Source organism: Marinobacter sp. CH_CUG1437-1, assembly GCF_037029655.1.
Taxonomy (GTDB): domain Bacteria; phylum Pseudomonadota; class Gammaproteobacteria; order Pseudomonadales; family Oleiphilaceae; genus Marinobacter; species Marinobacter salsuginis.
In genome coordinates this window covers 569781-594807 of sequence record NZ_JAYMEW010000001.1, presented here as the reverse complement: position 1 = coordinate 594807, position 25027 = coordinate 569781, and the positions used below count along the sequence as shown (strand labels likewise).

Sequence of the window (25027 nt, the reverse complement as noted above, 5' to 3'; positions counted from 1 at the left end):
ATGAGTACCGTAACGAATGGAATCAAAGGCGCCTTCCGGATTGGCCAGACTGTGTCGGTACTCGGGCGCACCGGGATCAATTGGCTGCGGGGGGATCGGCCTCCTACGCCCAGGCTGTTAAGGCAAACGTTTGAATCACTCGGTGCGACCTACATCAAGCTGGGACAGTTTATTGCCAGCTCTCCCACGTTTTTCCCCAAGGAGTATGTGGAGGAATTCCAGTACTGCCTCGATAAGACCCCTAACCTGCCCTTTGGTGTGATCAAGAAGATCATCCGGGAGGAACTGGGTCGACCGCTGGATGAAGTCTATGCGGAAATTGATCCGGTGGCGCTGGCGTCGGCCTCGATTGCCCAGGTTCACGCCGCCCGATTGGTGACCGGTGAAGAAGTGGTGATAAAGGTCCAGAAGCCGGGGGTGGAGAACATTTTGCTGACGGATCTGAACTTTCTGTATCTGTCTGCCCGCATTCTTGAAACCTTGGCGCCGAAACTGTCCTGGACTTCCATGTCCGGTATTGTGGAGGAAATCCAGCGGACGATGATGGAAGAGTGTGACTTCATCAAGGAAGCCAACAACCTGAAGGTGTTCCGGGATTTCCTGCACGACACTCATAACGAAGATGCGGCGGTGCCAAGGGTGTTTGAGCACTGCAGCACTCGCCGGATTTTGACCATGGAACGCTTCCACGGTGTTTCCCTGACGGATCTGGAAAGTATTCGCGGCTATGCCCGCGATCCGGAACGCACGTTGATCACCGCCATGAACACCTGGTTTGCCAGCCTGACTCAGTGCGAATTTTTCCACGCGGATGTCCACGCCGGTAACCTGATGGTTCTGAAGGATGGCCGGGTCGGTTTTATTGATTTCGGGATTGTCGGTCGGATCAAGCCGGACACCTGGCAGGCGGTCAGTGATTTTATTTCGGCGGTCATGGTCGGCAACTTTGAGGGGATGGCTGATGCCATGATCCGTATCGGCATTACGCGCCAGACGGTTCGGGTTGAAGACCTCGCGAGGGATCTTAGAAGACTGTATCAGCAGATGGACAAGATGGTGCCGGACGAAGTGCCCTATGAGGCGGACCAGGCGGAGGATGACGTTAATCACATTCTCATGGACATGGTTAAGATCGGTGAAAGCCATGGTCTCCATTTCCCCAGGGAGTTTGCCTTGCTGTTGAAACAGTTCCTGTATTTCGATCGCTACGTTCACATCCTGGCTCCGGAAATGGACGTGTTTATGGACGAACGGTTGAATATGCTCCACTAAGGCTGTCGCCTTGAGCGAGTGGCTTTTGTACACTAGGGCAGCGTTACTGAAGGGAGGTAACGCTGCCTTTTTCGTTCTACGAGTGTTCCGGTTCCTTCCCCTCCCCTTCGAGTTTGCTTTTCTATGGCGCTTGTAAAATTCCAGACTGAAAATTTTCGCAATCTGTCGTCTGCGCCCGTCAGTTTTTCGCCTTCCTTCAATCTGCTTTATGGAGAAAACGGCAGCGGTAAAACCAGCGTTTTGGAAGCAATTGGTTACCTGGGATTGGGACGCTCCTTTCGAGTGAATCGACACCAAGCGGTGGTCAGTCATGGCCAACAACGACTCACGGTGTTCGGCGGTCTGGATCATGGTCTCGAGGGAAATAGCCAGGGTAATGACTGTGAACTTGTGCATCGGCTTGGAATAGCCCGGGATGTGGGGCAGAAGGAAACGGTGTTGCGGGTGGATGGCGAAGCGGTTCGCAGCTTGTCCGGTCTTGCAAAACATCTCCCGGTATCGGTCATAGACCCTGGTGTGTTTGATGTGGTTGCGGGCGGGCCGGGAAAGCGCCGGCAGTTTCTGGATTGGTTAGTGTTCCACGTGGAACCTTCGTTCGGATCTGTGTGGCAGCAATGCCAGAGAGTTACATCACAGCGGAATCAAACGCTGAGAAATGGTAGACTAGACGAAGCTTTAATGCGGGTCTGGGACCATCAGTACGCTACCCTGAGTGAACGTATTACCGAGGCTCGTTCCGGCACCTTTGACCGGTTCAAGGCGGCTTTTGTAAAGCTGGTTGGGGAAGTGGAAGTACCCTGGACCGAAGGACTCAAGCTGGAATACTATCCGGGCTGGGATGTCACCCGTCCACTGGTGGAATTGCTTGCAGACCACCGGGAGCAGGAGCGTAAGGTTGGACACACCCTGTATGGTCCGAACCGTGCGGACATCCGGTTGAAGTTTCAGGGAAGGCCTGTTGCCGAAACCTTCTCCCGGGGCCAGCAGAAAACCCTGGTGATTTTGATGAAGATTGCCCAAGGCATGGTGTTGAGTGACATGGGCAAGCAGGTGACGTTTTTGCTGGACGACATCAACGCCGAACTGGATGAGGGGCATCGGGCCATGCTCGCCAGCAGGTTGCAGGCATTACGTTGTCAGGTGTTTATTACCTCTATCGAGCGCCCTCTGGTGGAGCAGCTCTGGCCCGACGGTAAGGCACCGGATTACAGATTGTTCCACGTGGAACATGGCAAATTGACGGAAGAATAAGTCCGGTGCGAGGAATCAGACAGCCCCGGCCTATCACGCTTCAGGAGTTTCCGAATGAGTGAATCGAACTACAATTCCTCCAGTATCAAAGTCTTGAAAGGACTCGATGCGGTGCGAAAGCGGCCAGGCATGTACATCGGGGATACCGATGATGGTACCGGCCTGCACCACATGGTCTTTGAGTTGGTGGATAACTCCATCGATGAAGCGCTCGCGGGCTACTGCTCGGAGATTGGTGTGATTATTCACCCGGACGAGTCGGTGACGGTCAAGGATAACGGCCGTGGAATTCCGGTGGATCTGCACGAAGAGGAAGGCGTTTCCGCCGCGGAAGTTATCATGACCGTGCTGCACGCCGGTGGTAAATTCGACGATAACTCCTACAAAGTGTCTGGTGGTCTGCACGGCGTTGGTGTTTCTGTAGTGAACGCACTGTCCTCTACTCTGACCCTGACTATCCGTCGCGACAACAAGGTCTACGAGCAGACTTACACTCACGGTGTTCCCAACGCGCCTCTTGCGGCGGTTGGTGAAACCGATGCCTCCGGCACCAAGGTGCACTTCATTCCGTCGCCGGAAACCTTTACCCACATCGAATTCCATTACGACATTCTCGCCAAGCGCCTTCGCGAGCTGGCCTTTCTGAACAGTGGTGTGCGAATCCGTCTGACCGACGAACGCTCTGGCAAGGAAGAAGTCTTTGAATACGAAGGTGGCCTGCGAGCCTTTGTTGAGCATTTGAACGCCAACAAGACGCCGATCAACCGGGTGTTCCACTTCAACCGCGAACGCGAAGACGGGATTGCGGTGGAAGTGTCCATGCAGTGGAATGACGCCTTCCAGGAGAATATCTACTGCTTCACCAACAACATTCCCCAGCGGGACGGTGGTACCCACCTCGCCGGTTTCCGCGCCGCCCTGACCCGTTCTCTCAACAACTACATTGAGCAGGAAGGTCTGGGCAAGAAAGCAAAAGTTGCCACATCAGGCGACGATGCCCGTGAAGGCCTGACCGCCATCATCAGCGTCAAGGTTCCGGATCCGAAGTTCTCCTCCCAGACCAAGGACAAGCTGGTGTCTTCCGAGGTGAAAACCGCGGTCGAGCAGGAGCTGTACCAGAGCTTTGCGGAGTACCTGCAAGAGCAGCCGAACGAAGCCAAGCTGATCGTTAACAAGATGATCGAGGCTGCACGGGCCCGTGAAGCCGCCCGGAAAGCGCGGGACATGACCCGCCGAAAAGGCGCCCTGGACATTGCCGGCCTGCCCGGAAAACTGGCGGACTGCCAGGAGAAAGACCCCGCCCTCTCCGAACTTTACATTGTGGAGGGTGACTCGGCCGGTGGTAGCGCAAAACAGGGCCGCGATCGTAAAACTCAGGCCATCCTCCCGTTGAAGGGTAAGATCCTGAACGTGGAAAAAGCGCGCTTTGACAAGATGCTCTCTTCTGCGGAAGTGGGCACCCTGATTACGGCACTGGGGTGCGGCATTGGACGGGAAGAGTTCAATCCGGACAAGCTGCGTTACCACTCCATTATTATCATGACGGATGCGGACGTGGACGGGTCCCACATCCGGACCCTGCTGCTGACCTTCCTGTTCCGTCAGATGCGCGAGATCATTGAGCGTGGCCACGTCTTTATCGCGATGCCACCGCTGTACAAGGTCAAGCGTGGCAAGCAGGAGCAATACCTGAAGGATGAGAAAGCCAAGGAAGCCTACCTTACCCAGACCGCACTGGAAGGCGCCCAGCTCTTTGTGAACCCCGAGGCTCCGGCCATCAAGGATTCTGCGCTGGAAACCATGGTCAAGGACTACCAGGCCGTCATGAACATGATTGGTCGCCTGTCACGGGCCTACCCAGCCAAGGTGCTGGAGCAGATGCTTCAGAATGTCACGCTCAAGCCTGAGCACCTGAAAGAAGAAGCAGAAGTGGCACGTTGGGTAGCGCGCCTGGGTGATGGTCTGGATCTGGACACTCGCACCGGCACCAAGTACACCTTCTCGGTGACCAAGGATACTGAACGGGGTCTGTTCCTCCCGAAAGTCACGATCTATGTTCATGGCATTCCTTACGAGCACGTGTTCAGCCATGAGTTCTTTGAATCGTCCTCGTACGCGGCCATAGCCCGGATGGGTGAGACTCTGGATGGTCTGATTGAAGAAGGCGCCTTTATCCAGCGTGGTGAGCGCAAGCAGCCGGTTCTGTCCTTTGAAGGCGCCCTGGACTGGCTGATGAAAGAGGCCCAGCGTGGCCTGAACATCCAGCGCTACAAAGGGCTGGGCGAGATGAACCCGGAACAGCTGTGGGAAACCACCATGGATCCGGAGACCCGTCGGATGATGAAAGTGACGATCGAGGACGCCATCGCGGCAGACCAGATCTTCACGACGCTGATGGGCGACGACGTAGAGCCTCGTCGTGACTTTATCCAGACCAATGCTCTGGAGGTGACCAACCTGGACGTCTGATCACTGGTCCAGGTTGTCATAAAAAAAGCGGCGGAGGCTTCCAAACCTCCGCCGCTTTTTTGCGGTTGGTCTTATCGGAATATCTGAGAAACCGTTACTTCCCGGTGGTGGATTCCGAAGATTTGTTCCTTTGTTTCTCTTTTTCAGCCAGATGCGGCGCCATCACCTCTTCCAGGGTGTACCCGGTCAGACGGCGAATGGTCCGCCACAGATAATAGAAAATCAGAATCATCATGATCATTGAAGGAATCGCGATCATGGGATAGCTCACCAGGGTCATCCGGCCCAGCTCCTCATTAAACGCCTGGGTGCCGGAGGGGCTGACCACAATCCATTTGGCCAGCACGTAGTTCATGATCGATGAGAACAGGAAGGTGCCTGCAAAGAAATAACTGGCCTTCAGAAGTCGTGCTTCGAACTCTTCCACACGGTTGTTTTCCTCGAGCGTCTTGTGGATCTTATCCACATCCAGAACACTCGGGTTATATAGCAGCGTTCGTACCAGCGGATACTTGGTCCTAGTGGAGGCCAGTACCGCCAGGCCAATGACTGCGGGAATCGCGGCCTCTTTGATAGCTAGCCAGCCGGCATCCAGTTCCAGCAGGCCAATGCCTCCGGTCAAGCCCACGCTGACCAGACCCAGCACTGCAATGAAGTTCTTTTTCCGATATTTGATCAGCTCGAACAGGCCCCAGCCCAGAGGAAACGCCAGGCCAATGAGAAGGGCGTTGACGTTGCCCAGGTGTTCGTCGCCACTGAATTTCATCAGAATTACGGAAGGAATGATAATGCTGACCAGCAAATCGACCCAGGGTCTTGGCTTGTGGTCCGGTCTGTTCGCGGAACTCGGAGAGGTCATGTTCTAGCCTGTTTGGTGAAACTGGAGCAGGCCGAACGGCACTGCTGGAGAACTTTCGGAAGTATACGATGAATCCGAGCCCGGACGTAACCGCTGCCAGCGCGCGTCAACTCTGGGGCTGCCAGCTAAAGAACCGGCTCGAGAATTCTATTTTCGTTATAAAAAAGCCGGGCTTATGCCCGGCTTTCTCATTCCTCTTGAAGCCCAGTGCCCAATCAGGCACCGACCTCCTTGAGGCTTTCTTCCACAATTGCCAACCCTTCTTCCAGTACATCATCTTCGATGGTGACCGGCATCAGGAAGCGCAATGTGTTGCCGTACATGCCACAGCTTAGAAGAATCAGTCCCTTCTCCTTCGCTTTTTTGGTTACCGCCGCCGCCAGTTCCGGTTTCGGTGTCCGGCTTTCTTTGCTTTCCACCAGTTCGAACGCTGCCATGGGTCCGAGATTTCGGACGTTGTCGACATGGGCAAACTGTTCCTGCCACTGGCCGAAGCGCTGCTTGAGCTTCTCGCCCAGCGCTTGGGATTTGCCGAGGATATCCTCTTCCTTGAACACATCAAACACGGCCAGTGCTGCGGCACAGGCTGTCGGGCTACCCGTATAGGTGCCGCCCAGCGAGTTCGGGCCAGAAGCATCCATATACTTGTCGGTGCCGACGATTGCGGATATCGGCATGCCATCGGCCATACTCTTGGCCATGGTCATCAGATCTGGCTCAACGCCACTGTGCTCGATGGCAAACATCTTCCCGGTCCGGCCAAAGCCGCTCTGGACTTCATCCACCACCATCAGGATGTCGTTTTCATCGCAGATCTTGCGGATTTCCTTGAGGAAACTGGTCGGTGCCGCGTAGAAACCGCCCTCACCCAGAACCGGCTCGATGACGATCGCAGCCGTGTTGTGGGCCGGGGAGTCCGCCTTCATGGCCATCTTCAGGCCACGCAACGCTTCCTCTTCGCTGACCCCGTGATAAGGCACGGGATAGGGGGCACGGTAGACGGTACCGGGCATGGGACCGAAGTCTGTCTGATAAGGGGCCGCCTTGCCGTTCATCGCCATGGTGTAGAAGGTACGGCCGTGATAACCGCCGTCAAAGCAGATTACGTTGGTCTTGCCAGTTGCCGCACGGGCAATCTTCATGGCGTTTTCCAGGGCTTCGGCACCTGAGTTGGCCAACATCACCTTGGCATGGCCGCGTACCGGTACCACGCCGCTGAGTTTTTCAGCCAGCTTCACATAGCCCTCATAGGGCATGACCGTCTGGCAGGTATGCATCAGCTTGTCCAGCTGCGCTTTGACCGCTTCCACCACCTTCGGGTGGCGATGGCCAATGTTCAATACACCAATGCCGCCGGCAAAATCGATCATGCGTTTGCCGTCTGCATCCCACAATTCTGCATTCGTTGCATGGTCGGCAAACTGTTCATTGGGACTTGCCGCGCCCGCCGCAACGTAGCGTTCTTTGAGTGCCTGCAATTCTTTATTGCTCACTTTGCCATTCTCCCTGGGTTCAGGTTCGAAAGTTTCATCTAACAGTGTAAGTAGTACGGTGACAGGAAACAAACCGACTATTGTATTCCTCAGGCGGCATCGTCCCGGAATTGCAGTTTTGCCAGCCGCTGATACAAGGCATTGTGGCGAATCAGTTCGTCGTGGCTGCCTACCGCCAGCAGGCGTCCCTCGTCCAGTACCGCAATGCGGTCAGCATCACGCACGGTAGCCAGACGATGGGCAATCACCAGGGTGGTTCGCCCTGCGGTAAGGGCCGGCATGGCCTGCTGGATCAGGTTTTCGCTTTCTGCATCCAGGGCACTGGTGGCTTCATCCAGAAGCAGGATTGGTGCATCCGCCAGCAGGGCCCGGGCAATGGCAAGGCGCTGCTTCTGGCCACCGGAAAGACCGAGGCCGGCATCTCCAAGCGGCGTTTCATAGCCTTTTGGCAGGCTCTGGATGAAATCATGGGCATGGGCGATCGTCGCCGCCCGCTCGACGTCCTGCTGGCTGGCATCGGGTCTCGCGTAGCGGATGTTATCGGCTACGGTGCCATGGAACAGGGCTGGATTCTGGGGCACCAGGGAAAAACACCGTCGCAGGGCCTCAAGAGACAGACCCGCGGCGTCCATTCCGTCGATGAGCACTTTGCCTTCCGTCGGTTGATAGAAGTGCAGAAGCAGATCAAACAGGGTGGATTTACCAGCCCCGGACGGGCCCACCAGGGCCAGGGTCTCACCAGCCCTGACCGTTAGAGAGCAATCCGACAGCGCCGGCTTTTCGGTGCGTCCCGGATAGCTGAAGCTCAAGTGGTCGATGCGGATTTCACCTTTGACCGGTTCCGGAAGGCCTCCGGTTGCTTCTGTGCGTTCAAACGCCGGCTCGGTCTGTAATAACTCGAATAGCCGTGCTGCTGAACCGGCGGCCCTCTGCAGCTCGCCGATCACCTCACTGATGGCACCTGCGGCTACACCCACCAGCAGGCTGTAAAACACGAAGGCGGCCAGCTCGCCAGGACTGATACGGCCATTAATTACATCCAGGCCCCCAATCCAGATAACGATGCCAACAGCACCCATGACCAGGGAAATGGCCAGTGTGGTCAGCCAGGCACGCTGACGGATGCGCTGACGGGCAATATCAAAAGCCCGTTCAGAAACTTCGGAGAAGTACCTGCGATCATGGGGTTGGTGATTAAAGGCCTGAACCGTCTTGATCTGGGTAAGGCTCTCGCCCACATAGCTGCCGACATCAGCCACCCTATCCTGACTGAGCCGGGACAGCGCACGAACCCTCCGGCCAAAAAACAGGATGGGCGCGATGACCAGGGGGAAGCCCAACAGAATAATGCTGGCCAGCTTGGCGTTAGTAATGAAGAGCAGGAGCAAGCCACCGATCAACATCAGGGCGTTCCGGAGGGCAATGGACACCGTGGAGCCAATCACCGACTGGAGAACAGTGGTGTCTGCCGTAAACCGCGACTGGATTTCCAGGGCCCGATTCTGTTCGAAAAAGCCTGGATGAAGATCAATCAGGTGGTTGAACACTTTCTTGCGAATATCCGCCACCACCCGTTCACCGATCCAGGACACAAGGTAGAACCGGGCGAACGACCCGAATGCCAGGCCAAGCACCAGTACGAAGAACAGCCCGATCGCCCTGGCCAGATTCTCCGGCGACTCGGTGGCTAATCCCTGATCCACCAGGATACGTAAACCCTGCCCTAACCCCAGCGTGATACCTGCCGTGAAAACCAGCGCCACCAAGGCACCGGCGACAGCTCGGCGATAGGGGCTGATAAAGTCGATGACCAGTTTCAGGGCTTTTCGGTGACGGGTGTTGATGATGTGCCTCCACGGTAATGGCTACTGTAGACTCCACTCCAATACGGTTTGTACTGGCAATAAGACCTATCATACAGCTACGCAAGAGCTGCTCCACCCGCGCGCTCGACTACTCTGAAGCGAAAGGAACATGAATTGAGAGCCTACGCCGACAACGACTACCCGGCAGATCATAAACCGGACTGGAAAATAATTTCAGGCCTCTGGCCCTACCTCGCCGAGTTCCGTGGCCGGGTGGTCCTGTCCCTGGTTTTGCTGGTGCTGGCCAAACTGGCCACCGTTGCCACACCCATCGCCCTGAAATACATCGTCGACTACCTGGACCAGAACCGGGGCGCCGATATGCTCCTGTGGATTCCGGTGATCCTGGTGGTCGCCTACGGTTCACTGCGCTTTGGTGCAACCCTGTTCAACGAGCTCCGGGATGCCGTCTTCGCCCGGGTGGCTGAACGGGCCATGCGCCGGGTGTCCCTGCGGGTGTTCGAGCACCTGCACCAGCGGGAACTGGCCTTCCACCTGGACCGCAAGACCGGCGGCCTGGCCCGGGATATTGAGCGGGGCACGAATGGAATCAGCTTCCTGCTCCGTTTTACCCTGTTCAACATCGTGCCCACCCTGCTGGAGATCCTGCTGGTGGCCTGCATCCTGTTCGTCGTGTTTAACGTCAGCTATGTGCTGGCGATCCTGGTGGCTGTCGTGGTGTATGTGGTTTTCTCCATCAAGATCACCGAATGGCGGACCAAATTCGTGCGCGAAGCCAATGCCCGGGATAATCAGTCCAACTCGCGGGCCATAGACAGCCTGCTCAACTACGAGACGGTGAAATATTTCAACAACGAGCGCTATGAGGCCGAAGTTTATGACCGGGACCTGGACGACTGGGAACAGGCCCGATTGAAGAACCGGCTGTCACTGGCCGCCCTGAACTCTGGCCAGGCGCTGATTATTGGTCTGGCCATGATTGTCATCATGGCTATGGCGGTGCGGGAGGTGGCCAGCGGCGAGATCACCCTCGGGGATTTCACCATGATCAACGCCTATCTGCTGCAGCTGTTCATACCCCTGAATGCCCTGGGTTTTGTCTACCGGGAAATCCGACAGGCCCTGGTGAACGTCGAGCGTCTGTTCAAGCTGCTGGGGGATAAGCCGGCCATTGAGGATGCCCCGGACGCAACGAAACTGGCTGTGGATAAAGGCGAAGTGCAGTTCGATCATATCCACTTTGCCTACCGCCCGGACCGGCCGATCCTGCGGGATGTGAGCTTTTCCATCCCGGCGGGACACACGGTGGCGGTGGTGGGGGCCAGTGGCGCCGGCAAGTCCACCCTCGCCCGCCTGCTGTTCCGCTTTTATGAAGTTGATCAGGGCGCTATCCGTATCGATGGCCAGGATATCCGGACGGTAACTCAGGACAGCCTGCGGTCGGCGATTGGTGTGGTGCCCCAGGATACGGTGCTGTTCAACGATACCCTGTACCGGAACCTGGCCTACGGCCGGCCGGAAGCCACCGAGGAGGAGGTCTATCGGGCGGCCCGCATGGCTCACCTGGAAGACTTTATCCACAGCCTGCCGGAGGGCTATGAAACCAAGGTGGGCGAGCGTGGCCTGAAGCTCTCCGGGGGTGAAAAACAGCGGGTGGCCATTGCCAGGGTGATTCTGAAGAACCCGCCGTTGTTGATTCTGGATGAGGCCACGTCCTCCCTGGATTCACTGTCGGAGCAAGCGATTCTCGGGGCGCTCAAGGAAGTCAGCCAGAGAAGAACAACCCTGGTGATCGCTCACAGACTGTCCACGGTTATGGACGCGGACAGCATTCTGGTGATGGATGGTGGGAAAATCGTGGAAAGCGGACATCATCAGGAACTTCTGGCACAAAACGGCCATTACGCCCGCCTGTGGCTACAGCAACACCAGCATGATCGCGGGGAAGCCGGGATTTAGCCGGGATCCGACAGGGTCTGATCAAATACGACCACCTGATTGCGTCCTTGCGCCTTGCCCCGGTACATCGCCTGGTCGGCCCGCACGAGGATCTGGCTGGGTTTCTCGTCGGCTTTATCGGAGATGGCCACGCCGCAGGTGATGGTTCCGCGGAGTTCCGTAAAGCCGACGAATTCCAGCTCTTCGACAGACTGGCGAAGGCGTTCAGCCAGCTGCCGGGCGCTCGCTTCATCGCTTTGGGGCATGAGAACGGCAAATTCCTCACCCCCGATGCGACCCAGGGTGTCGCCGGAACGCAGTTCATTCTTGATGCGGTTGGCGGTTTCTTTGAGGACCAGATCGCCGACATGGTGTCCGTAGCGGTCATTGACCTTCTTGAACCAGTCGAAATCAATCAATACCACGGCGTAGCCCGCGCCGTTTCTTTTCAAGCGCTGAAATTCCCATCCGAGTACTTCGGTAAAGCGGCGGCGGTTGGCTGTTCCGGTCAGATCATCGGTGGTTGAACTCTGTCGCAGTTGTTCCTCGAGGGCTTTCTGGGAGGTGATATCCAGGATGGCGCCGTGCCAGAGCACGGTACCGTCGGGTTTGAACTCTGGTTTCGAACGGCCCAGAACCCAGTTGGTAACCCCTTCGTTGACCACACGGTATTCGCAAATCCAGTTTTCACCGCTTTACCGGGATAGGTTGATCGTCTGGTTTACGTACTTGCGATCCTCGGGATGGATGGCGTTGAAAACGATGGAACCATCCGCTTTCGCCTGCTCGGGCGTCACGCCGTATACCCGCTCGATTCCGGCACTGGCGTATGGAAAGCTCATGGTTCCGTCTGGCGCTACCTCGAACTGGAAAATCACACCTGGCAGCAACGACGACATTTTTTCAAAGTGCTCGATCGTTTGCTGTTGCTCGGCTTTGATCAGCTCAAGCTTCTGCTCGTAATGTTTGCTGCTGGAGATCTCTATGTGGGTTCCTGAAATCCACTCCGGCTCCCCTTCCGGCGTGCGGCTGACCAGGCGCCCATAGTCGCGGACCCAGACCCAGTGGCCGTCACGATGCCGCATTCGGGCTTCGCACTCATAGTATTCGGTGTCGCCGCGGAAATGGGCGTTCAGCCGCTGATCGGAAACTGCCAGATCGTCAGGGTGAGCGAAGGCCATCCAGGTTTCGATGGAGGTGGGTTGCAGCTCTTCCAGCGAGTAACCGATGATTTCGGCCCAGCGTTCGTTAAAGATGGTCTCACCTGTCTGAACGTTCCACTCCCAGGTGCCGGCACCGGTGCCTTCGAGAATGGTTTTAAGACGGGACGCTTCGTCTTGCTGAAGGTACGAGGAATCGAAGGCCATACGCTGCACTACTTGTCACGGAAAACCAGACGATCATATCGAAACATGTAGCGCAAGGCGATACTCCTTAATCAGTAGATTCCCTGACCGCGATGGCCAGGCCAGAAGCACGGGTAACCTGCTGTGCCACGGCATCCTCCAGAATTTGTGGGTGAGACGCTATCAAACTGAACCAGTTCCGGGCCCGGGTGATGCCGGTGTAGACAAGTTCCTTTGTCAACACAGGGCTGAGCCGGTCTGGCAGCACCAGACAGGTGTGATTGAACTCCGAGCCCTGGGATTTGTGCACCGTCATGGCGTACACGGTTTCCAGCTGCTGCAGCCGACTGGGCGAGATCCACCGAATACCGCCGGGTGTGTCGCTGCTGGGGAAGGCCACCCTCAGCGTGTATCGGGGCTCCCCGGTTTCCGTCCGGTCCCAGGGCACGCTGACGGTAATGCCGATATCGCCGTTCATCAGGCCCAGGTTGTAATCGTTGCCGGTGATCAACACTGGCCGGCCCGGGTACCAGCCCTCGGCGCGCGGAATCAGCTTTTCAGCCAGCAACTGCGTGGCGATCCGGTCGTTCAGCCCTTCCACGCCCCAGGGCCCCTTGCGCAGGGCACAGAGCACCTGGAAGTCACTGAAAGCTTCAAGCAGCTGCACTGCCATCGCATCCCAGTCGCCCCGGGAGCTGTTTTCATCCAGGTCATGATTCTGTAGCTGCTCCAGATAATGACGGTAGCCGACCGGTGGCGGCAACGGCTGATCGTTCACCTGTCGACCCTGTCCGGCGTTGCGGAAGGCCTCCGGCGAGCCGGTGATGGCATGTTTGCACACCAGCTCCAGGGTGTCTTCCGGATCCGGTTTTCCGGGTGGGCTGCTGAGCAGGATGACATCGTCGAACGCCGCCTCCCGGATCCGGCGCACCATGGCGCGATCCAGCGCATTGGTATTCACGGCTTCGGCAAAGGCACGGATACCGCTGTCTTCCCGGAACCGGTAGCTCTTGCGCAGCATGGCCACGGACTGATCCAGGGGATGGCCCGATTCGTCAACCAGTGACTGAGGTAGCCGGCTACCGGTCATGGTGGCCAGCCACTGCGCTGTTTGCGGTGTGTAGTGAGCCTGGAAGGCCCGCTGGCACAGCTCACCGAGTACTGCGCCGGCATCTACCGAGGCCAGCTGGTCCTTGTCGCCCAGCAGGATGAGCTGGGCGTTGGCGGGCAGGGCATCGAACACCGATGCCATCAGGTCGACGTCCACCATGGAGGCTTCGTCGATCACCAGAATATCTACCAGCAACGGGTTATCACGGTTGTGGCGGAATCTGCGGGTATCGGGCCGGCTGCCCAACAACCGGTGCAGGGTGGTGACCCTGGTGGGAATATCCGCCAGCTCCACGTTGCCGGGTAAGTCGGCCAGCGGCAAGCGGCTGACCGCACCGCCGATGGATTCGTTCAGTCGGGCGGCAGCCTTGCCGGTCGGGGCCGCCAGCCGGATACGGTATTTCCGGCCCGCCCTGTCCGGGGATTCACCGGCAACCGCCTGCAAAGCCGCCAGCAGGTTAACCACCGTGGTGGTCTTTCCGGTGCCGGGTCCGCCGGTGATGACCGCGAAACGGTTTCGGGCTGCCAGGGCGCAGGCCAGTTTCTGGTAGTCCACCGGTTCTGACGACTGGAACAGCTGGTCGAGGGCGCGGGACAGGGTACGGGCAGGGCCGGATTCCGGATCCGCCATGGGCGACGGCAGAGTCAGCCGTTGCCGAATTCCCTCGGCAATGCATTGCTCGTAGCGCCAGAATCGTCGCAGATAAAGCCGGGTATCGTTTAACACCAGTGGTGTAGTATGTGAGCCATCACTTACGGCGCAGGATCCTCCCAGCAATGCCAAACACTCCGGCAGCGTCACTGTTGCCAGCACGTCGGCGGGCTTTGGCTGATCCGGTTTACCTGTGCCGGAATCGGTGGGTGGGTGATGAATCGACTCCTCCGGCGGCAGTGACAGGGTCTGCCCGGCGTCGGCCAGGAGATTGCCAAGATCAACGCACACATGGCCGCGCCCCACCTGATGGGAGGTCAGCGCTGCCAGCAGCGGAACCAGCGGGTCCGGCTGTTCGCCCTGCTCTTCCGACAGCTCCCGGATCAGCCGGGCAAAACCAACATCCAGTGGGCGGATCCACTCTGCCTGTTGCCAGTGCTGTAGAAGCGCCTCGGTGTTATCCAGGCTGTTGAGCAGGCCCCTGATCTCGATCAGATTATCCCCGCCTTTCGCCATGGTTGGCGATTCCGGGGTGTTATCGTCGGCGAACAGATCAATCTGGTGGTCGGAGTTTTTGATGTGAGAACGGGAACGGCTCATGCGGCCACCTCCCCGGATACGGACTCGCCATCGAATAGGGCATCGAGTTGTTCAATCAGGGTTCTGGGTGGTTTGTCAGAGAATGCACCACCACCCGGGGATTCAACGCCCCGCAGGAACAGATACACCGCGCCGCCAATGTGCTGGTCGTAGTCGTAATCCGGCAAACGGGCTTTCAGCAGCCGGTGCAGGGCAAGCAGATAGAGTACGTACTGCAGGTCGTAGCGTTTATCCAGAATGGCGTCGCCCATGGCCTGGTCGGTGTAGGCGCTGTCGTCCTCCCCCAGGGTATTGGATTTGTAGTCCAGCACGTAATACCGCCCCTCGTGTTCGAACACCAGATCGATGAAGCCCTTGAGCATGCCGTTGAAGCGGGTCTCCTCCACCCGGGGCCGGTCTGCGCCGTTCAGGGTGTGTGCGGTCACCAGCTGGTCGAGCTTCCGCACGCTGACGTTGCGGCTCTCGAACCAGAATTCCAGTTCGGGGCGCAGGGTGGTCAGATTCGCCAGACTGACACGTTCGGTGCCGGCCCGGTCGAGGCTCAAGGGTTTGCTGATCAAAGCCAGCAACCAGCGCTCCAACGGTTCCACCCAGTCACTCCAGCCACGGGTGCCGCAGCGACGGGTCAGTTGCTCGTGAAGCAGGGACGGGTTGTCCACAACCCGCTGAAACCCCTGCTGCGTGCACCACTCCAGCAGTTCGTGCAGGAAGGTTCCGGGGCCAGCGCCTTTTGGGAAATGGTGTTGGTTGCGGTGAACGGCCAGCTGAGCCGTCTCGTTGCTCTCTTCCTGGCTGCCTTCCTGACTGCTCTCTTCCAGCAGGTTCTGGGTCTCGGCGTCTTCCACCTCACCGGTAAAGGCAATACCGGTGCCGGTCATGCCGGTGTATTCGATGGAGGAGTAACTGGCGATCCACCAGTCCTCTTTAGCCTCCCGTTCGGAGATCAGTGCCGGTCCGAGGGCTTCCGGGGCCTGCTCTTGATACTGCGTTTCGTCCGGATCCGGTAACGGAGTAATCCCGATCTCTGCTCTGCCCTGCGCCAGTTCTTCCAGGCAGTCGCTGATGCGGCTCTGGCCCCCGCCGGCAATCAGGTAGCCCAGACCGCTTTGCTGCCAGTTATCCAGGGCCGCCGTGCCCACCCAGGTGGCAAAGCGGGACCGGGTGAGGGCCACGTAGAGTTTTCGGATATCCTCGCCCAGGCGTTCCTGGTCGGCCCTGGCCACATCCTCAGGTTCTGGATCGAACACCGTGATCAGCCTGCCCCCGTCATCGTGATAGCGAACGAAGGCCTGTTTTTCACTCTGGGCACGAAACGCCGTGCCGAAGGGCAGGAACACCAGGGGGTATTCCAGACCCTTGGACTTGTGCACGGTGATAACCTTCACCAGGCCGGCATCACTTTCCAGCCGCAGGGTGCGGTGCTCGTCTTCTTCGTCGGCCGCCCGCAGTATCTGGGTGTAGTGATGCACCAGGGCATGTTCGCCGTCCAGTTGCAGGCTGTCCTGCTGCAACAACTCGGCAATGTGCAGAATATCCGTCAGCCGCCGTTCGCCGTCCGGGCGTTGCAATAACCGGCCCGGTACCTCGAAATCCATCAGGAAACTGCGCAGCATGGGCAGCACACCCTGCTTCTGCCACTGCTGCTGATAGCCGATAAATCGCTCGATTTCCCGCTCCAGCACCAGCTCGTCGGTGAGCAGCTGATTCAGGGCATCCCAGGACTGACCGAGGGTTGGCGTGGCCAGCGCGGCGCGTATGTAGGCCAGTTGCCGGGGCTCGGCAAACGCCCGCAGCCAGCACAGCATTTCCTTTGATTCCCGGGAAGTCAGTACAGAATCCCGGTCTGACAGGTAGACGCTCTTGATGCGCCGGCGACCCAGGGCGTCCCGCACCGCGCTGGCCTCGTTGCGATTGTTGACCAGTATGGCGATGTCTTTCGGGGCAACCGGGTCCAGATCTTCCGGATTCTCAGGCAAGGCGAAACCAGCCTGCCCGGCCTGGCCCAGGGTCAGCAAGCGGGCGATCTCGCTGGCGCAGGTTTCTGACACATCGGCCGTGGCAGTGCCCTTGGCCATACCTTTCGGGTTGCCGTCCTTGTCCTCTTCGCCGGATTCGTGGGTCCAGAACACCAGGCTGGGCTGCTCCTCCCCGTTGATCGCCCAGACCCGTTTGGTGCCGTTGGCGTCGACACCCTGGAACGGCAGCGGTGAGTTATCGCCTTTGCCGAACAGGAAGGCGCCATCCTGGCTGTGCTGGTCGCTGTGTTCGAAGACCCGGTTGACCGCCGCCACCATGGTTTTGGCGGAGCGGAAGTTTTTTCCCAGTGTGTAGGTGCGTTCTTTCACGCCCTGCCTTGCCTGCAGGTAGGTGTAGATATCGGCACCCCGGAACCCGTAGATAGCCTGCTTGGGATCGCCGATCATCAGCAGGCAGGTGTCGGGGTCGCCGCCCGCCACATTGTAGATGCGGTCGAAAATGCGGTACTGCACCGGGTCGGTGTCCTGGAATTCGTCGATCAGGGCCACCGGAAACTGGCGCCGGATAGTGGCTGCCAACTGATCGCCACGGGGGCCGTGCAGGGCTTCGTCCAGCCGGGTAAGCAGATCGTCAAAGCCCATTTCCGAGCGTTTCTGCTTTTCCGATTCCAGCCGTTCCGCTATCCAGTGGCTGGCGTGGCGCAGAATGTCGGATTTGGCGCTGGGCTGGTTCTGGCTGAAATCCAGCAGCGCTTCGATGGCGTCGAAGGCAGGATGATGGGGGGCAGATTCATCGCCTTTCAGAATCTTGTCGAGACCGTCGGGCGTCTGATTCTTGAAGCCTGCGGCACTATCGATCTTTTCGGGCAACAGGTCGTCTGATTCTGCCCAGGCAAACAAAAAGTCCCAGACCTTGATCATGGCGTTCTTACTCCCGCCATGGAGTCGTTTGGCCTTGTTCAGATCGTTCAGCAGCTGGGTCACTTCCTCGCGCCACTGGCCCCAGGGATGAGCCTTGAGGGCCTGTGACTGTTCCAGGCGCCGCCTGACCACCTGATCGATGGCCTGGTGAACGCTGTCGGGCGGTGTGCCCAGGCTCTGGGGATCGTCAATCAGGTTGCGAACACCCTGGCGCAGATCCCCGGGTGTTTTCCAGTGACTCAGTGCCTCGTCCATCAGCATCGGGGGCAGAGGATAGACAAAGGTGCGCCAGTAATCCCGGGCGACCTCGTCCAGCAGCTCGCTCTGGTCGGTTTCCAGGGTCAGCTTGAACAGGCTGCCGCTGTCGAACGCGTGCTCGCTGAGCATGCGGTTACAAAAACTGTGGATAGTAGATACCGCCGCCTCGTCCATCCACTCTGCGGCCAGCAGCAGCTTTTTGCGGCATTCCGGCCAACTGGCCGGATCCGGATAACTCTCATTCCTTAGCTGGTAGATCAGTGCCGTTTCTGCAGGCGGATCAGACTCGTCGGCCGCCTCCGAAAACACCTCCGCGGCCTGGGTCAGCCGGGTGCGGATACGGTCTCGCAGTTCCTTGGTGGCGGCCTCGGTGAAGGTCACCACCAGCAGGTTGGGCGGCAGCAGATTCTGCAGCGGGCTGTCCGGGGACTGGCCGTGGCCAAGCACCAGGCGCACGTAAAGAATGGCTATGGTGAAGGTTTTGCCGGTGCCGGCACTGGCCTCGATCAGGGCGCTGCCGTTCAGGGCGAGGGCCAGGGGATCCAGATTCGGGTTCCGGTTGTTTTTCTGTTCCGTCATTCCACACTCCCGATCTGGTCCGCCGCTGATTTGCCCTGCTCGGCTTCCCAAACCGGCACGTAGAGCTGATGCAACAGGGCTTCGAATTCGCCGCTGGCCATCAGCCGTTCCGGCGTTTCAAATGTGCCCATCAGGTAACCAACGTCCCGCTCAAGAGCGGTGGTATAGGCTTGCTCGGCCTCGTTGATAGCCCGCTCGTGGTCACCGACGTACTTTTTACCGCCGTAGTAACTGGTGATCCAGGCAAAGCCGGCCTCGCAGTGAATGGGCAAGGCACGTGTGGTGGCCTCCATCCACCGGGTGAGCACAGTTTCGAACAGCGGTCTGGCCTGTTCCGGCGTAAACGCCGCAAAGTGAAAGCGGCGGCCCTCCTCCTTAGCCAGGATCAGGGTGTCGAACGGCTGACCTCGCATTTGCCCGGCCAGGTGAATCAGCCAGTCCCGCATCAGGTTGGCATAGCGCACTTTCCTGCTGGAACCGGAGCCGGTCAGCAGGCTGGAGCTGGCCACCACCAGACGGCACAGATCGCCCGCGGCATTGGAGCGAAGACGGTCGATCAGATCGGCAACGGCGACCGAACCCAGGGCATTCTCAAACTGGTAGTCAAAAGGCAGAGGCTCGGCGACCGCCTCCGGCCAGTCTGCCAGTGCACTCTGGTACCGGTCGAACAGGTCCGGCAAGCGCCCGGCCAACTCGGAACGCAGGCGGTGCTCGGTCACGCCCATGCCCAGGTCCCCGCGGCGGGCCATCCGGTCCAGGATTGTTTGCAACCGGTCTTCCAGTTCTTCTTCATTGCCGGCTTTCAGCAGTCCGTCCTGAATCAACTCATTGTCCAGGCGCCAGCGGTCGAGGCCGTCCAGGTCGAAATTCTCGTTGTCGGTGTCGTCGTCCTCAACATCCTCGAAGTGCACCTGCAGTCGACGTTGATAGAAGGTGTCGATGGGCTTTTTCAGGAAAGCCGCCAGATCGCTCAGGCTGATGGGTTCTTCGGGCGTCTGGTACGGTAGTGCAGACTCGGTGTGTTCCGCAGCTTCACCACCATGGGCACTGCGCCACTCCCGCTCGTAAGTGAATAGATGGCGGGCTTGCAGAACCTCCGCCAGAGGCCGCGGTTCACTGTCTTCGCCCTCTGTCAGGCCATTGGCTTTCGGGAAATAGGCCCGGCTGAAGGGTTGCAGCGGATGCTGGGTGGTGAGCACTTCTGTGACTTTTGCGTCCGGTAGCCCTGCCACGGACCACAAGCTGTCGAGATGATCCTGCAGCTGGCCCACCAGCACCGACGGCGGTCGTTCTGAATCGTCTTTGATACTCCGGCCCACCCAGCTGATGTAAAGCTGCTCCCGGGCGGATAACAAAGCTTCCAGGAACAGATAGCGGTCGTCCTCCCGGCGGGAGCGATCCCCAGGGCGGTAATCCTGGGCCATCAGATCAAAATCCACCGGTGGTCGGGAACGGGGATAATCACCGTCGTTCATGCCCAACAGGCACACATTCCGGAAGGGAATGGCGCGCATCGGCATCAGGGTGGCGAAATTCACTTTGCCGGCGAGGAAGCGCTGGTTGAGGCCGCCCTCATCCAGGCCTTCCAGCAGCACATCCTTGACGATATTCAGGGGCAGGGTCTGTTCCCCAAGGCCAGCGGCCAGGGCGTCTTCCAGCCACTGCTCCAGCTGGCGGCGGAACCGGTTCAGCAGCAACAGGTCGCTGCCTTCCACCTTGTGGAAAAACTGCCCGAGCATGTCTGAAAACAGGTGTTCCCAGTCTTCGGGCGTGCGGCGGGTCTGCAGCGCCAGCCAGAGGGTTTCCAGCTGATGCACAAAGTCGTTCAGGCGGCCCGCCAGGCTGGCCTGCAGGCCGCCGATCTCGCCGAAGGGTTCCACGCCACCCCAGGGCTCATCGTCGCCCATCCCATACCCCAGCAGCATCGAGCGCAGCCCGGATTGCCAGGTGTTGCGCTCCAGTTCGGCGGGCAGATCCAGGCTTTCCCGGTGCAGCCCATGCAGCCCCCAGCGGATATTGGCGCCCTCCACCCAGCGACGGGCCAGGGGAATCTCGTCTTCGCCGATCCCGAAGCGGTCCCTTATGCCGGGCACCTCCAGCAGGCTGATGATTTCGCTCACCGCAAAGCGGCTGCGGGGCAGTGACATCAGGGTTTCCAGGGCAATCAACACCGGTTCGTGGTGGCGCTGGCCCTGATCAGAAATGGTAAAGGGAATGTGGCGCTTGCGCCCAGGCTGGTAACGGCCGAACACCGCCTGTATATGAGGCGCGTACACGTTGATATCGGGCACCATCACGATAACATCCCGGGGCCGCAGCGTTGGGTCGGCGTTGAAAGCCGCCAGGAGTTGGTCGTGCAGAATCTCCACTTCACGCTGGGGGCTGTGGGCCTGGTGGAACGCCAGGGAGTGATCCTGCCGCAAATCCAGTTGTCGATGCTGCTGGCGGATTTCCCGGAGGGGCGTCAGGTTGTGGATATCGTTCTGCAGCTGGTGCAGGAGGCGCGGTGCGTCCTGGTTGCCGTGGTCCGAGAAGATATCGATTTTCTGATCCGGGGTCTGGAAGCTGCCCCGGTATTCCTCCGGGTTGTCGAACTCGTCCAGCAGGCGGATGTAGTCACGGCCCTGCTTGCCCCAGGCGGCCAGCAACGGGTTGGCGTGCTGGTGTAGCTGGTCTGGATCTTCAACGTCGGACAGCGTGGGATGGGTTCTGCCCCGCTTGCGTTCGGCCGTGAGCAGCTCCCGATCGCTGATGATATCGGCCCAGTAAAACTGGCAGGGGTTGTGAACACAGAGCACCACCTGGCTGAACCGGCTCAGTACATACAGCGCCTCCAGTGCCTGCCGCGGCAGCGAGGAAACGCCGAATACGACGATCCGGTTCGGCAGGCGCGACGGATTTGCCGGTGCCGGGATACGCTGGCCCTGCTCCATAAACCGGGTGTGGATCTGCGATCGGCTGGTGTGGGCTTCCGCGCCCACATCCTCTACGAGCCGGCGCCAGAGCAAAGGCTGCCAGCGGGTTTCTGCATCCAGCGGCTTTTCCTCCGCCCGGGCTGTGATAATCACATTCTTGCCCTGCTCCCAGGCGGCCAGCCAGTCGGCCCGGAACACCTGGTACTGGTCAAACAGATCCGCCACTTTTTCCGCTAGCTGGAAATCGCGCAGGTCCGGATCGTTGCCCTCCAGAAACCGGGCCAGAGGTGTGAAGGCTTCGTCCTGACCGACGAGGCTGGGTAGTAACCGGTACAGCCGCCACACCAGGCGACGCTTGTCGAAGGGTGACTGTTCCGGCACCTCGCCGTCCGGTAGGACCGCCCGGTAGGCCTGCCAGATAAACCGGGCCGGAAACAGGAAATCCATGCCGGCGGCAATACCCAGACCGCCGTCCATGCCATCGTCCGTGCGTTTCTCCGCCAGCGCGAGCTTCAGCCACTGGGCAATGCCGTTGCTCTGCACCAGGAAGGTCTCGCTCTCCAGTGGCGGCATGGGATTGTTCCGACAGATGTAGACCACCGCCCGGCGAAGGTCTTCCAGATGGTTGGCGTGGATCGCGTGAAACCCGGGGTCGATGGTAGCGGGCTTATCGGTGGACAGAGCAGCCATGAATTTCCTTGTCTGGTATGCAGTTCAATCCTGTTGCCACAGGTTACCGTATGTGACCACAGATGCGGACAGTCTGAAACGTTTGATCACCGCAAATTATCGCGGCCCGCTGCGACAGACGGTGTCGTGAACCATCTGCGAAGGAGAGAGGCATTATGTGGACACTGATCACCGGCGCCGGTTCGGGCATCGGGCGGGCTCTGGCTCTCGAGCTTGCCCCCCGCGGCCATAACCTGATTCTCGCTGGCCGTACTGTGCGAAAGCTGGAGGACGTGGCAGACACAGTCCGCGTTGAAGCGCCTGACTGTGAATTGATGACCCTTGAAGTTGACCTGGCGGATCCAGAGAGTACTCGTAACCTGGCCCACCAGGTCGGTGATGCGGTCGACCACCTTTCAGCGTTTGTCTACTGTGCCGGTGTGGGTGAACCCGCAGCCGATTTCGCCAGCCTTGGTCTGATTGATTTTCAGGAAGCCCTGGCCGTTAACGTATCTGCGCCCCTGTTACTCACCCAATCCCTGCTTCCGCTTTTAAAAGGCGGAGACCCGGCGTCGAGGATTGTGATGATCGGTGCTGGAATGGACAAGCACGCACAGCCCGGAACCGGGAGCTATGGAATCAGCAAAATGGCGTTGCGTCGGCTGGTGCGCCAGATGTCTGTGGAATTCGACACCATGCCGGACGGACCGGTTGTAAGTCTGTTCCAACCGGGTCTCGTGGATACGCCGGGCATCCGCAGCCACATCAAGAAGGCCGGTGACCTGAACCTGCCGCACGCAGAGTGGCTGGCGGGGCGCCTGGAGGCGGGGGAATGCCTGACCGCCGAGCAGGCGGCCAGTGCGCTGGTGTTTACGCTGAATCAGGTTCCCGACAGTGATTTTCACGGCGCGGTCTTCAACGGCGCCGATCTGGTGGATTCCCTGTCATTCGCTGGAAGCTGAGCGACCGTCAAGCGGGGCCCTACAGGGGCACCCGCATGGTTTCCGAGCCGCTGTCGGGCATGCCGATCATTTCATCGGTTCCGGTTGGCGGAATCACATCGGTGTGCTCAACTTCATATTCATGGAAGTACTCTCGTACGGCACAGGCCCCGGTAAACATGACCGGCTTGTCGTAGGCGTCGGTGAGTACGTAGCCCTGACCATCCAGGTAGAACCTCGCCATGTAATAGCGCCCCTCCATGGAGACGATCTCCAGCAAGGAAATGGTGTCGTGCTTGTGCTTCTTCAATTCGCCAGTGTCCATATGCATCGGAAGTCTCCCGCAGGTTTGTTGTCGTAAGAGCTTCTACGAAATGCTTTCCGTTACAGGTCATAAAACGAGCAACCATGAGCAGGATTGATTTGGTCAAAACCGCCGTGGACGAGCAGTTGAATGACTGCTATGACCTGTTGGCCATGCGGATGCTGTTTCCACCGGATCAGGTGGAAGTGACGATTGAGCAGGAAATCAAGGATCTGTACGTGTACCCGGAGAGGCTGCAGACCGGCTATCGCCTTCCCGGATCCAAAGCGTCGGGCACTGATGAAGATCATCTGGCCGGAGCGTGGGAGTCGGTGAGTTCAACGCCCTGACAGGTGGGCGAATCCGGAGTCCTGATCTGGGCGTATTGTTTAAAAGATGAACAATAGCGAGGTGCCATCATGGGTCACCAAAATATCCGTTTCGGAAAGTGGCTGATTCCCGTCCTGCTGGCTTTCATGGGCTTGGCCATCTTCGGGTCATCACAGACCGTCGCCAGTGACAAGGACGCGGAAATTCGAGACACCATCCTTCGCCAGATCGAAGCCTTCGCCAACAACGATCAGGAACAGGCCTGGGCTCACGCCTCCGAGGGCATCAAGCGTCGATTCGGCTCGTCACAGGTGTTTGTCGACATGGTTCGTGAAGCCTACCCGGCCGTGCACAACGCCACTGCCATCGAATTTACCCAGCGCGTGCCCCACGGCGCCTTTGAAATCCAGGTGGTTCGGTTGCAGGGGCCGGAGGGCAAGCGTTGGGATGCCTATTACCGGATGGTGCTCACTGAAGGTGCCTGGAAGGTGGCCGGCGTGAGACTCCAGCCGGCCGAACTGGGCATTTAATGGTCTCAGACCAGATGCCGTCCGCCATCTAAAGGTAGCGTCCGACCGGTGATGTAGGGGTTGTCCAGTAGAAACTGCAGGGTGGCGACAGCGACCTCTGGCCCGGGCTCGATGCCCATAAGCGACTTCTTCAAGGTTTTCTCCCGGTAAGCCTCGCTGTCGCCCTGGTTGAACATGATCAGGGACGGCGCTACGGCGTTCACCTTCACACTGGGCGCCAGTAACCGTGAAAAAGACAAGGTGAGGTTGGTCAGTGCGGCCTTGCTGGCGGCGTAGGCGATATGCTTCGCGCTGCCCTTCTCCACCACATAGTCCGTCATATGGACGATGTCGGTTGTCGACTCACCCTGCTCCAGCATCGACCGGCAGGCAAGGTTGATCAGGTAGGGCGTGGTTACATGAATCTGCATCATCGCGCTCATCACATCCGCCGGATCTGAATCCTCGCTTTCTGGCAGCCAGTCCGAAGCGTTGTGAATAATCGCACGCAAGCTGTCGGTCCGGGATTTCAGAGTTTGAATGAACGCTTCGATACCATCGTTCGTGGCAAAGTCCGCGTGGATACATTCGGCACCGGCTTTCTGTAGTGCATCAATCGCCGGTCGATAGGTGCGGTAGGTGACGATGATGGGCTGGTCCCGGTCCAGGCAGGCCCTGGCGAAGGCCAGGCCAATTCGTTGGCCGGCGCCGGTGATCAGAATGGGTGCGGTCATGATGCTCTCCTGTAATCAGTCATAGACTTACGTTAATGTCCGGTCTCCGGCTCAACGTGGTAGCGTCATACTCCG

General features: G+C 58.8%; 17 protein-coding genes. 7 read left to right on the top strand and 10 right to left on the bottom strand.

The genetic code is table 11. The annotated features are described in order from the left end of the window. From WA411_RS02725 to gyrB, 3 genes are all read left to right on the top strand, one after another. Positions 1-1272 carry an ABC1 kinase family protein gene (locus tag WA411_RS02725; protein ID WP_291904891.1) on the top strand — a complete coding sequence of 424 codons (1272 nt, stop codon included), beginning with the start codon at positions 1-3 and terminating at the stop codon, positions 1270-1272. Between the two features lie 123 nt (positions 1273-1395). Beyond that, positions 1396-2523 (top strand): DNA replication/repair protein RecF, encoded by a 1128-nt coding sequence (recF, locus tag WA411_RS02720; protein ID WP_291904894.1) that lies wholly within the window; start codon positions 1396-1398, stop codon positions 2521-2523. 54 nt (positions 2524-2577) lie between these two features. Continuing rightward, positions 2578-4992 (top strand): DNA topoisomerase (ATP-hydrolyzing) subunit B, encoded by a 2415-nt coding sequence (gyrB, locus tag WA411_RS02715; RefSeq protein ID WP_209399382.1) that lies wholly within the window; start codon positions 2578-2580, stop codon positions 4990-4992. A gap of 94 nt (positions 4993-5086) precedes the next feature. On the opposite strand, the gene WA411_RS02710 is transcribed toward gyrB, so the two are convergent. The 3 genes from WA411_RS02710 to WA411_RS02700 all read right to left on the bottom strand — a co-directional run bounded on the left by WA411_RS02710 (position 5087) and on the right by WA411_RS02700 (position 9164). Beyond that, the gene (locus WA411_RS02710) at positions 5087-5851 is read right to left on the bottom strand and encodes a VC0807 family protein (protein WP_291904898.1); all 765 of its coding nucleotides are present in this window, start codon (positions 5849-5851) and stop codon (positions 5087-5089) included. Between the two features lie 215 nt (positions 5852-6066). Next, entirely contained in the window at positions 6067-7344 is a 1278-nt protein-coding gene (gene gabT / locus WA411_RS02705; protein ID WP_291904901.1) for a 4-aminobutyrate--2-oxoglutarate transaminase, read from the bottom strand. A gap of 89 nt (positions 7345-7433) precedes the next feature. Continuing rightward, the gene (locus tag WA411_RS02700) at positions 7434-9164 is read right to left on the bottom strand and encodes an ABC transporter transmembrane domain-containing protein (protein ID WP_291905802.1); all 1731 of its coding nucleotides are present in this window, start codon (positions 9162-9164) and stop codon (positions 7434-7436) included. A 159-nt stretch (positions 9165-9323) separates the two neighbouring features. Here WA411_RS02700 and WA411_RS02695 point away from each other — a divergent pair, with 159 nt between their 5' ends. Continuing rightward, positions 9324-11129, top strand: coding sequence for an ABCB family ABC transporter ATP-binding protein/permease (locus WA411_RS02695; protein ID WP_291904904.1), 1806 nt, complete (start codon positions 9324-9326; stop codon positions 11127-11129). On the opposite strand, the gene WA411_RS02690 is transcribed toward WA411_RS02695, so the two are convergent. From WA411_RS02690 to recC, 5 genes are all read right to left on the bottom strand, one after another. Next, positions 11126-11773 carry a GGDEF domain-containing protein gene (locus WA411_RS02690; RefSeq protein WP_291904907.1) on the bottom strand — a complete coding sequence of 216 codons (648 nt, stop codon included), beginning with the start codon at positions 11771-11773 and terminating at the stop codon, positions 11126-11128. The two genes, WA411_RS02695 and WA411_RS02690, sit on opposite strands and share 4 nt — an antisense overlap. Positions 11774-11803: 30 nt before the next feature. Continuing rightward, complete coding sequence (locus tag WA411_RS02685) at positions 11804-12475, bottom strand: PAS domain-containing protein (protein WP_291904910.1); 672 nt, start codon at positions 12473-12475, stop codon at positions 11804-11806. A gap of 67 nt (positions 12476-12542) precedes the next feature. Then, complete coding sequence (recD, locus tag WA411_RS02680; protein ID WP_291904912.1) at positions 12543-14816, bottom strand: exodeoxyribonuclease V subunit alpha; 2274 nt, start codon at positions 14814-14816, stop codon at positions 12543-12545. Next, positions 14813-18550: an exodeoxyribonuclease V subunit beta gene (recB, locus tag WA411_RS02675; protein WP_291904914.1), complete on the bottom strand. Its 3738-nt coding sequence runs from the start codon at positions 18548-18550 to the stop codon at positions 14813-14815. The genes recD and recB overlap by 4 nt, the downstream gene beginning before the upstream one ends. Continuing rightward, on the bottom strand, positions 18547-22155 hold the full coding sequence (recC, locus tag WA411_RS02670; RefSeq protein ID WP_291904916.1) for an exodeoxyribonuclease V subunit gamma: 3609 nt from the start codon (positions 22153-22155) through the stop codon (positions 18547-18549). The genes recB and recC overlap by 4 nt, the downstream gene beginning before the upstream one ends. A 155-nt stretch (positions 22156-22310) precedes the next feature. Between recC and WA411_RS02665 the strand changes: the two genes are divergently transcribed. Next, the gene (locus WA411_RS02665; RefSeq protein ID WP_069182421.1) at positions 22311-23096 is read left to right on the top strand and encodes an SDR family NAD(P)-dependent oxidoreductase; all 786 of its coding nucleotides are present in this window, start codon (positions 22311-22313) and stop codon (positions 23094-23096) included. 19 nt (positions 23097-23115) lie between these two features. Here the strand turns inward: WA411_RS02665 and WA411_RS02660 are convergent, their stop codons facing one another. Next, positions 23116-23406, bottom strand: a complete 291-nt coding sequence (locus WA411_RS02660) for a DUF6482 family protein (protein ID WP_069182422.1) — start codon at positions 23404-23406, stop codon at positions 23116-23118. A 77-nt stretch (positions 23407-23483) separates the two neighbouring features. On the opposite strand from WA411_RS02660, the gene WA411_RS02655 reads away from it, so the two are divergent. Together WA411_RS02655 and WA411_RS02650 are read left to right on the top strand one after the other, a co-directional pair. Beyond that, the gene (locus WA411_RS02655) at positions 23484-23729 is read left to right on the top strand and encodes a hypothetical protein (protein ID WP_291904921.1); all 246 of its coding nucleotides are present in this window, start codon (positions 23484-23486) and stop codon (positions 23727-23729) included. Between the two features lie 69 nt (positions 23730-23798). Further along, the gene (locus tag WA411_RS02650) at positions 23799-24239 is read left to right on the top strand and encodes a DUF4864 domain-containing protein (protein ID WP_069182423.1); all 441 of its coding nucleotides are present in this window, start codon (positions 23799-23801) and stop codon (positions 24237-24239) included. Between the two features lie 5 nt (positions 24240-24244). Here the strand turns inward: WA411_RS02650 and folM are convergent, their stop codons facing one another. Next, complete coding sequence (gene folM, locus WA411_RS02645) at positions 24245-24952, bottom strand: dihydromonapterin reductase (protein ID WP_291904924.1); 708 nt, start codon at positions 24950-24952, stop codon at positions 24245-24247. Positions 24953-25027: the final 75 nt, after the last annotated feature.

Excerpts from the sequence above, each read along its gene's own strand:
- recD (WP_291904912.1), bottom strand. The coding sequence starts at position 14,816 with ATGAGCCGTTCCCGTTCTCACATCAAAAACTCCGACCACCAGATTGAT.
- folM (WP_291904924.1), bottom strand. The coding sequence starts at position 24,952 with ATGACCGCACCCATTCTGATCACCGGCGCCGGCCAACGAATTGGCCTG.
- WA411_RS02660 (WP_069182422.1), bottom strand. The coding sequence starts at position 23,406 with ATGCATATGGACACTGGCGAATTGAAGAAGCACAAGCACGACACCATT.
- WA411_RS02665 (WP_069182421.1), top strand. The coding sequence starts at position 22,311 with ATGTGGACACTGATCACCGGCGCCGGTTCGGGCATCGGGCGGGCTCTG.
- WA411_RS02685 (WP_291904910.1), bottom strand. The coding sequence starts at position 12,475 with ATGGCCTTCGATTCCTCGTACCTTCAGCAAGACGAAGCGTCCCGTCTT.
- WA411_RS02710 (WP_291904898.1), bottom strand. The coding sequence starts at position 5,851 with ATGACCTCTCCGAGTTCCGCGAACAGACCGGACCACAAGCCAAGACCC.
- WA411_RS02655 (WP_291904921.1), top strand. The coding sequence starts at position 23,484 with ATGAGCAGGATTGATTTGGTCAAAACCGCCGTGGACGAGCAGTTGAAT.
- WA411_RS02725 (WP_291904891.1), top strand. The coding sequence starts at position 1 with ATGAGTACCGTAACGAATGGAATCAAAGGCGCCTTCCGGATTGGCCAG.
- recB (WP_291904914.1), bottom strand. The coding sequence starts at position 18,550 with ATGACGGAACAGAAAAACAACCGGAACCCGAATCTGGATCCCCTGGCC.
- recC (WP_291904916.1), bottom strand. The coding sequence starts at position 22,155 with ATGGCTGCTCTGTCCACCGATAAGCCCGCTACCATCGACCCCGGGTTT.
- gyrB (WP_209399382.1), top strand. The coding sequence starts at position 2,578 with ATGAGTGAATCGAACTACAATTCCTCCAGTATCAAAGTCTTGAAAGGA.
- recF (WP_291904894.1), top strand. The coding sequence starts at position 1,396 with ATGGCGCTTGTAAAATTCCAGACTGAAAATTTTCGCAATCTGTCGTCT.
- WA411_RS02650 (WP_069182423.1), top strand. The coding sequence starts at position 23,799 with ATGGGTCACCAAAATATCCGTTTCGGAAAGTGGCTGATTCCCGTCCTG.